11 protein-coding genes are annotated in these 13,027 nt (G+C 63.5%); 3 read left to right on the forward strand and 8 right to left on the reverse strand.

The genetic code is table 11. The annotated features are described in order from the left end of the window. Positions 1 to 22: 22 nt before the first annotated feature. From SBP01_RS13170 to SBP01_RS13190, 5 genes are all read right to left on the reverse strand, one after another. Positions 23 to 1,729 (reverse strand): ABC transporter ATP-binding protein, encoded by a 1,707-nt coding sequence (locus tag SBP01_RS13170; protein ID WP_320536055.1) that lies wholly within the window; start codon positions 1,727 to 1,729, stop codon positions 23 to 25. An 11-nt stretch (positions 1,730 to 1,740) separates the two neighbouring features. Further along, positions 1,741 to 2,685 (reverse strand): ABC transporter permease, encoded by a 945-nt coding sequence (locus tag SBP01_RS13175; RefSeq protein WP_275212353.1) that lies wholly within the window; start codon positions 2,683 to 2,685, stop codon positions 1,741 to 1,743. Next, positions 2,675 to 3,604, reverse strand: a complete 930-nt coding sequence (locus SBP01_RS13180; protein ID WP_275212352.1) for an ABC transporter permease — start codon at positions 3,602 to 3,604, stop codon at positions 2,675 to 2,677. Before SBP01_RS13180 ends, SBP01_RS13175 begins: the two co-directional genes overlap by 11 nt. Positions 3,605 to 3,729: 125 nt before the next feature. Beyond that, positions 3,730 to 5,415, reverse strand: coding sequence for a peptide ABC transporter substrate-binding protein (locus SBP01_RS13185; RefSeq protein ID WP_275212351.1), 1,686 nt, complete (start codon positions 5,413 to 5,415; stop codon positions 3,730 to 3,732). 275 nt (positions 5,416 to 5,690) lie between these two features. After that, positions 5,691 to 7,448 carry an ABC transporter family substrate-binding protein gene (locus tag SBP01_RS13190; protein WP_320536056.1) on the reverse strand — a complete coding sequence of 586 codons (1,758 nt, stop codon included), beginning with the start codon at positions 7,446 to 7,448 and terminating at the stop codon, positions 5,691 to 5,693. A 172-nt stretch (positions 7,449 to 7,620) separates the two neighbouring features. Between SBP01_RS13190 and SBP01_RS13195 the strand changes: the two genes are divergently transcribed. After that, positions 7,621 to 8,661 carry an LLM class flavin-dependent oxidoreductase gene (locus SBP01_RS13195; protein ID WP_320536057.1) on the forward strand — a complete coding sequence of 347 codons (1,041 nt, stop codon included), beginning with the start codon at positions 7,621 to 7,623 and terminating at the stop codon, positions 8,659 to 8,661. Between the two features lie 56 nt (positions 8,662 to 8,717). Here the strand turns inward: SBP01_RS13195 and SBP01_RS13200 are convergent, their stop codons facing one another. Both SBP01_RS13200 and SBP01_RS13205 read right to left on the reverse strand, forming a co-directional pair. Further along, entirely contained in the window at positions 8,718 to 9,068 is a 351-nt protein-coding gene (locus SBP01_RS13200) for a DUF1877 family protein (RefSeq protein ID WP_320536058.1), read from the reverse strand. 20 nt (positions 9,069 to 9,088) lie between these two features. After that, complete coding sequence (locus SBP01_RS13205) at positions 9,089 to 9,742, reverse strand: SDR family NAD(P)-dependent oxidoreductase (RefSeq protein ID WP_320536059.1); 654 nt, start codon at positions 9,740 to 9,742, stop codon at positions 9,089 to 9,091. Positions 9,743 to 9,846: 104 nt separating this feature from the next. On the opposite strand from SBP01_RS13205, the gene SBP01_RS13210 reads away from it, so the two are divergent. After that, positions 9,847 to 10,431 carry a DapH/DapD/GlmU-related protein gene (locus tag SBP01_RS13210; protein ID WP_320536060.1) on the forward strand — a complete coding sequence of 195 codons (585 nt, stop codon included), beginning with the start codon at positions 9,847 to 9,849 and terminating at the stop codon, positions 10,429 to 10,431. A 99-nt stretch (positions 10,432 to 10,530) separates the two neighbouring features. Here the strand turns inward: SBP01_RS13210 and ychF are convergent, their stop codons facing one another. Then, positions 10,531 to 11,616 carry a redox-regulated ATPase YchF gene (gene ychF, locus SBP01_RS13215; RefSeq protein ID WP_275212345.1) on the reverse strand — a complete coding sequence of 362 codons (1,086 nt, stop codon included), beginning with the start codon at positions 11,614 to 11,616 and terminating at the stop codon, positions 10,531 to 10,533. 129 nt (positions 11,617 to 11,745) lie between these two features. On the opposite strand from ychF, the gene SBP01_RS13220 reads away from it, so the two are divergent. Continuing rightward, complete coding sequence (locus SBP01_RS13220; RefSeq protein ID WP_320536061.1) at positions 11,746 to 12,975, forward strand: DNA recombination protein RmuC; 1,230 nt, start codon at positions 11,746 to 11,748, stop codon at positions 12,973 to 12,975. The last annotated feature ends 52 nt before the right edge of the window (positions 12,976 to 13,027 follow it).

Here is a 13,027-nt window from a genome sequence, read left to right on the forward strand (position 1 = left end):
CTGCCGTTTAGGCCACTGTCCTTTAGGCCACTTCCGGCGGAAGCATCAGCTTCGCACCGGGAATGGCGTTGAGCAGTGCCTTGGTGTAATCCTGCTGGGGCGATTCGAAGACGTCATCCGTGGAACCCGTTTCCACCAGCTTCCCCTTCTCCATCACGCACACGTGGTCAGCTATCTGCCGGACCACTGCGAGGTCGTGGGTAATGAAGAGATAGGTGAGCCCCAGGTTGGCCTGCAGGTCGGCCAGGAGGTTCAGTACCTGGGCCTGGACCAGAACGTCCAAAGCCGACACGGCTTCGTCGCAAATGATTACTTCCGGGTCCAGGGCGAGGGCCCGGGCGATGGCAATGCGCTGGCGCTGCCCCCCGGAGAGCTCGTTCGGGTACCGCTGCATGGTCGACTGCGGCAACGCCACCTGGTCCAGGAGTTCGCGGACCTTTTTTTCACGGCTCGCGGCGTCCCCTATCTTGTGTACCCGGAGCGGCTCCTCGATGGTCCTGAAGATGTTGTACATCGGGTCCAGCGAACCGTAGGGGTCCTGGAAAATCGGCTGCACGCGGCGGCGGAACTTGAACAGTTCCTTTGCCTTGAGCAAGGAGGTGTCCACGCCGTCGAAGAGGATCCTGCCCTCGGTGGGCTTTTCCAGCTGCAGGACCATTCTGGCCACTGTGGACTTGCCTGAGCCGGACTCCCCCACAATTGCAGTGGTGGTTCCCCGCTTCACGTCGAAGCTCACGCCGTCCACGGCGGCGAAGTCCGTGGACTTCCCCAGGCCGCTGCGGAGTTTGTAGACCCTGCGCAGGTCCTGGATCTGCAGGACGTTGTCCGCGGCCACTGCCTCAGCGGCGGACGCCAGCAGGTCTGACGCCTGCACACCCTGCTCCTTGGCGACCTGGATGCGCCGGCTTGCCAAGGAAGGGGCGGATTCGACCAGGCGCTTGGTGTAGGGGTGCTGCGGGTTGCGGAGCAGCTCCAGTGAGGGACCTGCCTCCACAACCTGTCCCCGGTACATCACCACCACCTTGTCGGCCCGCTCGGCGGCCAGTCCCAAATCGTGCGTGATAAGCAGGACGGCCGTGCCGAGCTCGGACGTCATGGTTTCCAGGTGGTCCAGGATCTGCCGCTGGACAGTGACGTCCAGGGCAGACGTGGGCTCATCCGCTATCAGCAGTCGTGGCTGACAGGACAATCCGATGGCGATCAGCGCACGCTGGCGCATGCCGCCGGAGAACTCGTGCGGGTACTGGTTGGCCCGGCGGTGGGCGTCCGGCAGGCCCGCCTCGGACAGCACCTTGGCGATATCATCCGGGCCGCTGGGCCGCCCGTTGGCCCTCAGGGTTTCCTTGACCTGGTAGCCGATCTTCCAGACCGGGTTCAGGTTGGACATGGGGTCCTGCGGGACCATGCCGATCGTATTGCCGCGCAGTTCGATCATCCGCTTTTCGGAGGCATGCGCAATGTCCTCCCCGTCAAGGAGGATTTGCCCGCCGGACACCACACCGTTGGTGGGCAGGAGGCCGATGGCGGCCAGCGCCGTCGTGGATTTACCGGAGCCTGATTCGCCCACGATGGCCACGGTCTCACCGGGCATGATGGTCAGGTGCGCGTTGCGGACCGCCTGGACGTCACCGCCGCCGGTCTTGAACGTAATGGCCAGGTCGCGGATTTCCAGCAACGGCTTTACGCCGGTGGGGACGGCCTCGTCGATGTTGATTTCTGGAGTAAGCATCTCTTTGTCTCTCATCGCTGACGGCTCTTCGGATCAAGCGCATCCCGGACGGCATCTCCGAGCATGATGAAGCTCAACACGGTAATGGACAGGGCCGCTGCCGGGTAGAGCATGATCTGCGGATGGGTGCGGATGGATGCCTGGGCCCCCGCAATGTCATTGCCCCAGGACATGATGCCCTGCGGGAGGCCGATGCCCAGGAAGGACAGGGTGGCTTCGGCCACAATGAAAACGCCCAGTTCCAGGGTGGCCAGGACAATGATCGGTGCCAGCGCGTTCGGCAGGACGTGCCGGACCAGGGCGCCGAACCTTGAAACGCCCAACGAGCGGGCCGCGGTCACGAAGTCCGCGTTGCGCACCTCGATCACGGCTCCGCGGGTGATGCGTGCCATTTGTGGCCACGCCAGCAGGGAGATCACAAACACCACCGTCCAGACGCTCCGGTTTTCCCTGAACAGCGGGAGCTGGGTGATGACCAGGGCACCCAGGATCAGGGGAAGCGCGAAGAAGATGTCCCCGAGGCGGGCCAGGACTGCGTCAACCCAGCCGCCGTAGTAGCCGGCGATCGCACCGATGGTTACACCGATGACAAGGACGCACAAGACGGAAAGCACACCCACCGAGAGGGAGGCCTGGGTGCCGTGGATGACGCGGGAGTAGATGTCACAGCCCTGGAAGGTGAAGCCGAACGGGTGGCCCGCAGTGGGACCGCCTTCCGAGTTCGCCAGTTCGCAACCGTCGTTTGGCGCAACGGAGGAGAAGAGTCCGGGGAACAGCGCCACGACCACCAGTGCCAGGATCAGGAGCGAGGAGATGATGAACAACGGCCGGCGGCGGAGTTTGCGCCATGCGTCCGACCACAGGCTCAGCGGTGCCTGGTCGGTTTTGACGGCGTCCGTTGCAAGCAGCGGCGTCTCGTCGATGGGCGCCACAAAGTGGCTGTTATTACTGGTCATAACGGATCCTCGGGTCTAGCCAGGCATACAGGAGATCAACGAGCAGGTTGGCCACCACAAAGACCAGCACCAGGACGCTGACGATGGAGACGATGGTTGGCCCTTCGCTGCGCAGTACGGCTTGATAGAGCTTGTTGCCCACACCGGGGACGTTGAAGATGCCCTCCGTCACGATGGCACCGCCCATCAGGCCGCCGAGGTTGGCGCCGAGGTAGGTCACCACCGGTATCAAGGAGTTGCGCAGGATGTGGGCAATCACAACCCGCGGCCGGGACAGGCCCTTTGCGGTGGCTGTCCGGACGTAGTCGGCGTTCATGTTTTCGCTGACCGAGGCGCGGGTCAGGCGGAGCACGTAGGCAAATGACACCAGGCCCAGGACCACCGCGGGGAGCAGCAGGCTGCCCCAGTCCGCGTTGGCGCCGACCGTGGGTTTGGCCCAGCCGAGCTGGACACCGAAAACCAGTTGGAAGACAAAGCCGAGGACAAAGGTGGGCACAGCGATGACGACGAGGGAAGCCACCAGGACGGTGGAGTCGAACCAGCCGCCGCGGCGGAGGCCGGCGAAAACACCGAAGGCAACGCCGAAGATGGCCTGGATGGCAAGCGCCTCGACGGCGAGCATGGCCGTCACGGGAAAGACCCGTGCCAGGCTCGCCGCAATGGGCTGACCGGTGAAGTCATTACCCAGGTTGAAGGTGAAAAGGTTCTTCAGGAACAGGCCGTACTGGACCCAGAAGGGCTGGTCGAGGTGGTACTGGCTGCGGAGGGTATCAATGACGGCCTGCGGGGGCTGGCGGTCACCGAAGAGCGCGGCGATGGGGTCGCCGGGAAGGGCGAAGACCATGTAGTAGACCAGGAGCGTGGTGCCGATAAAGACGGGGATCACTTGGAGGAGCCGACGCAGAATAAAGCGGACCACCGGATCACCAGCCTTCGGGGAAAGAAGTGGGGGGTTTCATGTGTGCCTTCCTGCCGTACAGGACAATGGGGGCCCGGCTGATGCCGGACCCCCATTTGCCTGACGGCAAGTTTAGATCCTGGAGACTACTTGGCCGTGATGTTGTAGTAGAGAATGCCGCCATTCCAGCCGGTCTCGGCCTTCGTAACGTTGTTGCTCCACACGATCGGCCGTGCCTGGTCCCACAGGGGCAGACCCGGGAGGTCCTGGAAGAGGATTTCCTGTGCCTGGTTGAACTTGGCGTTCGCCTCATCGGTGGTCTTGGCGGCGAGGCCCTCCTTGAGCAGCTTGTCGAACTCGGGGTTCGAGTACTTCTCGTAGTTGGAGGATGCTCCCGTGGCCCAGACCGGTCCGAGGAAGTTGTACAGCGATGGGTAGTCGCCCTGCCAGCCGGCGCGGCTCAGGCCGGGGAGCTGCTGGGACTTGCGGAGGTTCAGGACTTCGGCGAACTTGGCGAACGGCTGGATTTCAGCCTGAATGCCGAGGTTGTTCTTGAAGCCGTTGGCTACAGCGTCGATCCATTCCTTGTTGCCGCCATCAGTGTTGGAGGCAATCTGGAGCGGCTTGGAGCCGTCGTAGGGCTGGATCTTGTCGGCCTGGGCCCACAGGTCCTTGGCCTTGGCAGCGTCAAACTTAAGGACTTCGCTGCCCTTCAGGTCGGCCTTGAAACCATCGATGACCGGCGGGGCGAACGCCTTGGCCGGGGTTCGGGTTCCGTTGAAGACCACCTTCGCGATTTCCTCGCGGTTGATGGCGTAGGACAGCGCCTGGCGGCGCAGCTTGCCGGCTTCACCCTGGAAGTTCGGGTTGTAGCCCGGGATGTTCAGCGTGGAGTCGGTGGCTACGGGCTTGGTGGAGTTGCGGTCCGGGAAGTCCGAGGTGTAGGTCTTCAGCGCGTTGGAAGGCAGAACGTCGGTGACGTCGAGGTTGTCGGACTGCAGGTCCGTGTATGCGGGGCCCGGATCGGTGTAGAACTTGAAGGTCACGCCGCCGTTCTTGGATCCGCGGGGGCCTTCGTAGTCAGCGTTCTTGACGAGCGAGATGGACTGATCGTGGACCCAGGCACCGGCTTTTTCGAGCTTGTACGGTCCGTTGCCAACAGGGTTCTCGCCGTAGGTCTTGGGGTCGGTCAGGGCTGCCGAGGGCAGCGGGTAGAAGGCCGAGTAACCCAGACGCAGGGACCAGTCAGCTTCAGGCTGGGCCAGCTTGACCGTGATGGTCGAATCGTCGGTGGCCGTCAGGCCGGACATGGTCTCGGCCTTCGGGGCCGGAGTGGTGGTGGTCTTGCCGTCCGCCGCCTTTTCCGTGTTTACGGCGGAGACATCCTCATAGCCGGCGATGGACTCGAAGAAGAAGCCGTTGTTCTGCAGGTTCTTGGAGTTCGCTGCGAAGTTCCAGGAGTCCACAAACGTCTTCGCGGTGATGGCTTCACCGTTGGTGAACTTGTGGCCCTTCTTGACCTTGATGGTCCAGTTCTGGGCGTCACTTGACTCAATGGATTCTGCCAGGGCGTTAACCGGCTTGCCATCGGCGTCGTAGCTGCGGAGGCCTTCGAAGAGCAGCTCGACGACCCTGCCGCCATAAACTTCGTTCGTGTTGGCCGGCAGCAGTGGGTTCTGGGGTTCGTTGCTGTAGGCGGTGATGACCTTGTTGGGATCACCGGCAGATTGGCTGGCACCGTCATTGCTGCCGCCTCCAGCGCCGCAGCCGGTCAGGGCTAAGGCAGCGATCGCCACCATGCCGAGTGCTTTGGAAGTGCGCGTGAAACGCATTCCGCCTCCTATGAGTTGTGGGAGATGTTCAGGGGATCGTTTGCTCCCCGGCAGGCCGGCCCCAGATTTAAACTGTGACGCAGCCCATGTACGAGTAGCCTAACCGCACAAAGTCCAAATACTGGTACACCGTTGCCAAACCGTAATCAGTTAATCGCCGATAACTAGCCTGCACCCGGAAGTTGCGCAAGTCACATGCTACTCGTTGGTAGGACCGACGGCGAAATCGGCTGTGCATGCCGGGTCCGTCCGGACTTGGGCACGCCTGGGCAGGACTATTTCAGGCGCCAGTCCCACACGTTCCACCAGACGCCCAGCGGGCCGGAGCTGGGCACAATGCCGGTGACACGGTTGCTGTAGGCGACCATTCCGGTGGTTTGGTAAAGCGGCAGGCCATAGGCATTTTGCCAGATCCGTTTGTCCACGTTGGCCAGGAGTTCGTCCTGTTTTGCCAGGTCCGTGGTGGCAGCCAGTTCCTCCATGGTTTTGTCCGCATCAGCGTCGGAGAACCCGGTGAAGTTGCTGCCTGCGCCGGTCTTGAAGATCTGGGGGACGCGGCTGACACCGACGCCGGGTCCGATCCACCCCAGGATGGCGGCGTCGTACGCCCCCTTGCTCAGGGCGGCCACCCAATCAGAACTTCCGAGGCCGGCGTCTTCGACGGTGAACCCGGCAGCCCTGGCCGAATCTCGAATCAGGGCAAAGGCCCGTGCACGGTTGGGATTGTCCTTGTTGTACAGGACCCGGATTGTCGGGGCCGCCCCGCGGAGCTGCGCGGCCGCGCCCTGGATATCCACTTTTGCGTAGTCAGCGGATCCGTTGTTCTTGACAGTGTCGGCGTACTTGGGATGGTCCGGAAGGAACACGTGCGAATCCAGCGGCTTGGCATCATCCACCGGGCCGCCCACCACGCCTTTGACGATTTCCTGCCGCGGAACGGTCTTGAGGAACGCCTCACGGACACTCTTCTCCGCGAACGGGCCGGAGAACTTCAGATCGAGATGGTCATAGCCGGACTGGTTGTACCTCTCCACCGTGTTTCCCTGGGCGGCCAGCCCATCGAAGAGTCCTTCGGTCCCGGCAGTGGGCTGTGGGGCAATGATGTCTGCCTGGCCGGCGCGGAGGGCCGCGGCGGCGGCACGGGCAGCCCCGGTAAAGCGCACGGTGATCTCATCCAGGTAAGGTTCAGCACCCCAGACGTAGTCCTTGTTCCGCACCAGAGTGACAGAGGTGTCCGGAACCATGTCCCGGACAATGTACGGGCCGCTGGAGAGGTACATCGCGGGGTCAGGGGGCAGCGCCTTGGTGTCGAAGCCGGTGTTCCAGAAATCGCTGACACGCTTAAGCCGGGTGTTCACCGCGGGGCGGTCGGTGTCTCCGCGGGGCGAGTCCTTGAGCAGCGCGATGAGGTCGCCTTCGTCGTTCAGGCCGCTCTTGGCGGCGACCACGTGGGCCGGGAGGCCGACGTCGAACGCCACCTCCCAGTCCGCGTACGGCGACAGGTACTCGAGGGTGATCGAACGGCCGTCGCTGCCGATCTCCGGGAATGCGGTGCCCGCCAGGCCGGTCCTGTCAGCAGCGGCGGAGAAGTAGGTGGTGCCGGTCCCTGCCTTCGCGTCGTCGAAGTAGCCTGAGTCCGCGACCCACGCCAGCAGGAGGTCACCGGCATCTATGGGGTCGCCGTCGGACCATTTCACACCCTCGTTGACGGTGTATTTGACCTTTAGCGGCCTGTCGGACACCTTCTCGTAGCGGCCGAACTTCTCGTTGCGGACCACCTTTTCGTTGTTGTCCACGTAGTAGAACCCGGAGTGGGTGATCTGGCCGACCTTGGTGTTGATGTCGGTATTGCCTGCGGCACTGAACGGGTTGAAGGACGTGAACGCGTTCACCTCGGCCACCGTGACGCTGCCGCCGCGTTTGGTCTCTCCCACGACCACGGGCGGGGCTCCCCCGGAGGCGGAACATCCTGAGATGACCAGCACCGCGGCAACGGCCCCCGTTATGACCTGCATCAAACGCCTCAGCGGCATGCCGCCTCCTTTGCCAGTTCCGGACGTTGAAGCGGAACGTATTTTCTTGCCACACGCCGTAAGTCACTTTGTTTTCATTGAATTCTAACGGTTCCGGGAGCCCGCCCAGGAGCGGGTCTGCCGCCCCGCATATGATGAGGATGAGTCCCCCTGCCGATCCCGAAGGACGCCCATGCCCCAGTCTTCACACCCGCTGCGCAAGCTTGGTTTCCTGACGATCGGGCTTTTCGATCCGGCGAACCCGGCCGCGGGCCACGAATCCACGTTGCAGGTCATCGAACTGGGTGAGCGGCTCGGGTTCGACAGCGCCTGGCTGCGCCACCGCCACCTGCAATTCGGCATCTCCTCCCCCATTGCCGTCATGGCTGCGGCGAGCCAGCGCACCTCCCGGATCGAGCTTGGAACTGCAGTAACCCCGATGGGGTGGGAAAACCCCTTGCGGCTGGCGGAGGACCTGGCCACCGTGGACCTGCTCGCCCGCGGACGAATCAATCCGGGTCTGAGCGTGGGTGAACCCATGCACTTCGAGACGGTGAAGCACGAACTGTATCCCCATACCGCCGATCTGGAGGACTTCAGCTATGCGCGGGTGGAGCGGCTGGCGCGTTTGATTGCCGGTGAACCGGTCCGGGAATTCTCCGGCAAACAGGGTGTTGTCGAGGAGTTCTCCAACCGTATGGAACCGCACTCCGCCGGCCTGCGTGAACGGCTCTGGTATGGGGCGGCAAGCAGGAAATCGGCAGTGTGGGCCGGGGCCAACGGCTTCAATCTGCTCTCCAGCAGCGTGATTTTCCCCGAACCGGATGAGGAGCCGGCCTTTGCCCGAATCCAGCAGTCCCAGATCCGTGCGTACCGTGAAGCCGCCGCCGCGTCAGCGCAGCCGCATGGCCCGGCCCGGGTCTCGCAAGGCCTGGTGGTGATCCCCACTGATTCGGCCTCGCCGGGGCAGCGCGAAAAATACCAGCGCTACGTCGGGGAGCGGACGCCCCGGACCCTGACGCCCCAGGGGCCACGAGGGATGCTGTTTGCCGCCGACCTTCTGGGGACCAGTGATCAGATCGCCGAGCAGCTATACGCACACGAGGGATTCCAGGAGGTCGACGAGGTGGCCTTCGCGCTGCCTTTCAGCTTCGACCACGAGGACTATGTCCAGATCCTTACCGACATCGCCACCACCTTGGGCCCCGCCCTGGGGTGGTCCCCGACTGTGTAGGCGTTGCCCGACTGCCCGCGGCCGCTGCAAGCCCCGTGAAGAGGCCATGGAGAGCATCATCCGATCAGGTAGACCATGCCGCGTCCCTCAGCAGCAAGGTTCGCCATAAAGGTTCGCGCTTGCCGAAGGTAGCTCACGACAAAGTCGAACTCACCATCAAGGTCGCTACCGACGAAATGCGATTCCCGCCAGCGCAGCTCCAAATCCTCGTCGGTGAAATTTTCCAGGTCACTGGCGACAGCCACCACCTCGGGTGGGGTGAATGTCCGAACCCAAGGCTGCCAGCCCATGTCGTTCATGACCACTGCGCCTTGGAACATCCGATAGGCAGGGCGGGCGATCACGTCTGGTTCCGCTGGTGCAGTGAGGCACTGCAAATGCCGCCATGCTTTGTCGAGGTACAGCATGGCCCTACGGCGGGCTGAGCCTAGAAGGCGGTGCTGGGTAGATCCTTCTCGCCATCGACGATCGCGGTGATAATCCGGGCTGCAACCACGTCCGGATCAAGCCCCGCTCCGAATCGCGGCGCTGACCCGGCGATTGGATGCTCGGAGAGCGCGGTACGAGTGTGACCTGGGCGGGCGTCCAGGATTCGGATGCCTGCGCGGCGATACTCGCGTGCCGCTGCGGCGACGAAGGACGCAAGCCCAGCCTTCGACGCCGAGTAGGCCGCCAGACCAGCCACGGGTGCCTCGGCAACGACGCCGCTCAGTGTGACCACAAAAGGCTCCCGGCCCTCACGTGCCGAGGCCGCGAGGTAGGGCTGGCTCTGGGTAATGAGCTGGATCGGACTGATGGTGTTCACAGCGAAAAGTTCGTCCACCGTGGCGGGTTCAAGGTCATATGCGGCGCCGAAGGCGACGACCCCGGACGCAACCACTAGCCCGTCGAGACGTCCGTACTGCGCATTTGTGCCATCCAGCACCTCCTGGATCACCGAGGGTTCGCGCAGATCGTACCCAGCAGACTTTGACGACCGGGCGACGATAGCGCCGGCACTCTCCAGCTGAGCGGCTATGCGCGAACCGAGTCCGCCAGTGGCGCCGACCACCAGAACAACCGCACCCTGAAGAGTCGTCATGGGTAGATCCTAGGTCACGCGCTGCAGGCAACCCCGCGCGGCTCGGTTTCCAGAGGCTGGACGGATGCGGTACTCCCCACGCAACGAAGCGCTATCGTGGGCCCATGGCCAAAATTCAAGGACTCAAGGACCTGCTGACTGCGCTGAATGCCGGGGAGACGATCCCCGGCGGTTCGCCGCACCACGAGGCCATGCTGGCCGCGAGTCAGGTGTCGCTGCGCGTCACCGCCACTCTCAATGGGCGCTACAACTCCCCCGCTGAAGTAAGGACCCTGATGAGTGAACTGATCGGGAGCCAAGTCCCCGATTCCTTGCAACTCTTCCCACCGTTCAGCGCTGACTTTGGCAAGAACATTAGTTTCGGTGAGGATGTGTTCGTCAACAGCGGCTGCCGGTTCCAGGACCAAGGCGGCATCGACATCGGCGACGGATCCCTCATCGGCCACAACGCCGTGATCACAACGTTGAACCATGACATGTTGCCGAGCAGGCGGGCCGATATGCACCCGGCCCGCGTTGTAATCGGCCGGGGCGTGTGGTTTGGGGCCAACGTGACAGTATTGCCGGGCGTGAGCATTGGCGATGGGGCAGTCGTCGGCGCGGGTGCGGTCGTCACCAAGGACGTCCCAGCCGGGGCAGTGGTCGTCGGCGTGCCAGCGAAGCAGGTCGGCACGGTGCCGGAGGGATGATTCCGTGCACTGGGCCGGGACGATTACGCAGACATAAACGACGCAGCTCAGTCGACTTCAAATGACTGAGCTGCGTTGTTGTACTGCCAAAGCGAAGCGTTAGACGTTAAACCGGAACTCCACCACGTCGCCGTCGGCCATCACGTACTCTTTGCCTTCGATCCGGACCTTGCCGCGGGACTTGGCTTCGGCCATGGACCCGGCCTCGATGAGGTCATCGAACGAAACCACTTCAGCCTTGATGAAACCGCGCTGGAAGTCGGAATGGATCACGCCGGCTGCCTGCGGGGCCGTATCACCCTGGTGGATGGTCCAGGCCCGGGTTTCCTTGGGGCCAGCCGTCAGGTAGGTCTGCAGGCCGAGGGTGTGGAAGCCGACGCGGGCCAGCTGGTCCAGGCCGGACTCATCCTGCCCGTTCATCTCCAGCATCTCGCGGGCCTCTTCTTCGTCCAGCTCCACGAGGTCGGACTCGAGCTTGGCGTCGAGGAAAATTGCGTCCGCCGGTGCAACCAGGGAGCGGAGCTCGTCCTGCTTTTCCGGGCTGCCCAGGATGCCTTCGTCTGCGTTGAAGACGTAGATGAAGGGCTTGGCGGTCAGGAGGCTGAGCTCCTTCAGGTGCTCCATCTCCAGTTTGTCGCTGGTGATCGAGGAGAAGATGGTGTCCCCGCGTTCCAGGACCGCCTGGGCCGCCTTGATGGCTGCGAGCTCGGCTGCGTCCCGCTTCTTGATCTTGACTTCTTTTTCGATCCGCGGAATGGCGTTTTCGATCGTCTGAAGGTCAGCCAGGATCAGCTCCGTGTTGATGGTCTCCATGTCCGAGCGGGGATCCACCTTGCCGTCCACGTGGATGACATCCGGGTCATCGAACACGCGGACCACCTGGGCGATTGCCTCCGCCTCGCGGATGTTGGCCAGGAACTTGTTGCCCAGGCCTTCGCCCTCGGACGCGCCCTTGACAATACCGGCAATGTCCACGAAGGACACCGGCGCGGGCAGCAGCCGCTGGGAGCCGAAGATCTCCGCGAGCTGCTTGAGCCGGGGATCCGGCAGGTTCACGACGCCCACGTTCGGTTCGATGGTGGCGAACGGATAGTTCGCCGCCAGCACCTGGTTGCGGGTCAGTGCGTTGAAAAGGGTTGATTTGCCGACGTTGGGCAGTCCGACGATGCCAATAGTAAGAGCCACGAGTATTGATTCTACCGGTTGCGGCACACCTCGGCCCCGGCAGGGCCGAACGCGCCGGGGACCGGCGCGGACTGCGAGCGGAATACGTCGCTTCCGGAAAATGTCAGAGGGCCATGCCACAGTGAGGCTATGGATGCTTTAGCCGTGATTCTTGCCCTGTTGATGCTGTTACTCGGTGCCGTTGCCGGCGCCGTTGGTGCCTACCTGCTCCTGCGTCGGCGTACGCAGGCGCTGGAAGAAGACTTCGACGCCGTCTCCGCGCGCCTTTCCGAGGTCAACGCGCAGTTCGCAGCGGCCGACGCCGAGCGGCGGCTTCTGAGCGTACAGAACCGTGAGCTGGGTGAGTCCCGCAGCCAGGACGGCAACGTCCTCCGTGCGCTGGCCCCGGTGGCCGAAAAGCTGACGGCCGTGCAGCAGCAGGTGGCTCTCCTGGAGCGGGACCGCCTCGAACAGTACGGCCAGCTGGCTCAGCAGCTGCAGGAGGCCCGGCTGTCCGATGCCCAGTTGATCCGTTCCACGCATGCCCTCGAGTCGGCGCTCCGTTCCAACAGTGCCCGCGGCCAGTGGGGCGAAGTGCAGCTTCGCCGTGTGGTGGAGGCCTCGGGGATGCTCAAGCACGTCGACTTCCTGGAGCAGGTGCACAGCGCAGGGGGCGACTCGACCATCAGGCCGGACCTTGTGGTGCAGCTTCCAGGCGAAAAGCAGCTTGTGGTGGACGCCAAGGTGCCGCTGTCCTCATATCTTGAAGCGCAGGAGCTGGGGTCCGGATCCGCTTTGGAGCCGTCCGCGGCCAACGCCCGCGGAACCCAGGGTACCGTTTCCCAGCAGGCGCTGCTCGCCGCCCATGCCAAGGCCCTGCGGGCCCACGTGGACGCGCTCAGCAGCAAAAAGTACTGGGACATCCCCGGCAACTCCCCCGAGCTGGTGATCTGCTTCCTGCCGGCGGAATCGATTCTGGCGGCAGCGCTCACCGCGGACGCAACGCTCCTGGACCATGCCTTGTCCCGGAACGTGGTGCTCGCCTCACCAAGCACGCTTTTGGCCGTGCTGAAATCGGTGGCCTTCACCTGGCGCCAGGATGTGCTGACGGACAACGCCCGCGAACTTTTCGATCTTGCCCGCCAGCTCTACGAACGCATGGGAACCCTGGGCGACAACGTCGGAAAGCTCGGATCCTCACTGAAGTCTTCCGTGGACCGCTATAACTCCCTGATCGGCACCCTGGAGGCCCGCATCCTGCCCACGGCACGGAAACTCAATGCGATGGATGAGTCAGGGCTGCTGACGCCACCGGCGTTGGAGGTCACGCCACGGTCGCTGTCCGCCCCGGAACTTCAGCAGGATGACGAGGCAGCCTAAAAACAGAAGCCGGAGTACGGCAGCCAGGCTTGGCCTCCCGATTACCGGAGGG

This window comes from Pseudarthrobacter sp. IC2-21 (assembly GCF_034048115.1).
Classification (GTDB): Bacteria; Actinomycetota; Actinomycetes; order Actinomycetales; family Micrococcaceae; genus Arthrobacter; species Arthrobacter naphthalenicus.

Coding starts and splice junctions, on each gene's coding strand:
- SBP01_RS13170 (WP_320536055.1), bottom strand. CDS start 1,729: ATGCTTACTCCAGAAATCAACATCGACGAGGCCGTCCCCACCGGCGTA.
- SBP01_RS13175 (WP_275212353.1), bottom strand. CDS start 2,685: ATGACCAGTAATAACAGCCACTTTGTGGCGCCCATCGACGAGACGCCG.
- SBP01_RS13185 (WP_275212351.1), bottom strand. CDS start 5,415: ATGCGTTTCACGCGCACTTCCAAAGCACTCGGCATGGTGGCGATCGCT.
- SBP01_RS13190 (WP_320536056.1), bottom strand. CDS start 7,448: ATGCCGCTGAGGCGTTTGATGCAGGTCATAACGGGGGCCGTTGCCGCG.
- SBP01_RS13195 (WP_320536057.1), top strand. CDS start 7,621: ATGCCCCAGTCTTCACACCCGCTGCGCAAGCTTGGTTTCCTGACGATC.
- SBP01_RS13200 (WP_320536058.1), bottom strand. CDS start 9,068: ATGCTGTACCTCGACAAAGCATGGCGGCATTTGCAGTGCCTCACTGCA.
- SBP01_RS13205 (WP_320536059.1), bottom strand. CDS start 9,742: ATGACGACTCTTCAGGGTGCGGTTGTTCTGGTGGTCGGCGCCACTGGC.
- SBP01_RS13210 (WP_320536060.1), top strand. CDS start 9,847: ATGGCCAAAATTCAAGGACTCAAGGACCTGCTGACTGCGCTGAATGCC.
- SBP01_RS13220 (WP_320536061.1), top strand. CDS start 11,746: ATGGATGCTTTAGCCGTGATTCTTGCCCTGTTGATGCTGTTACTCGGT.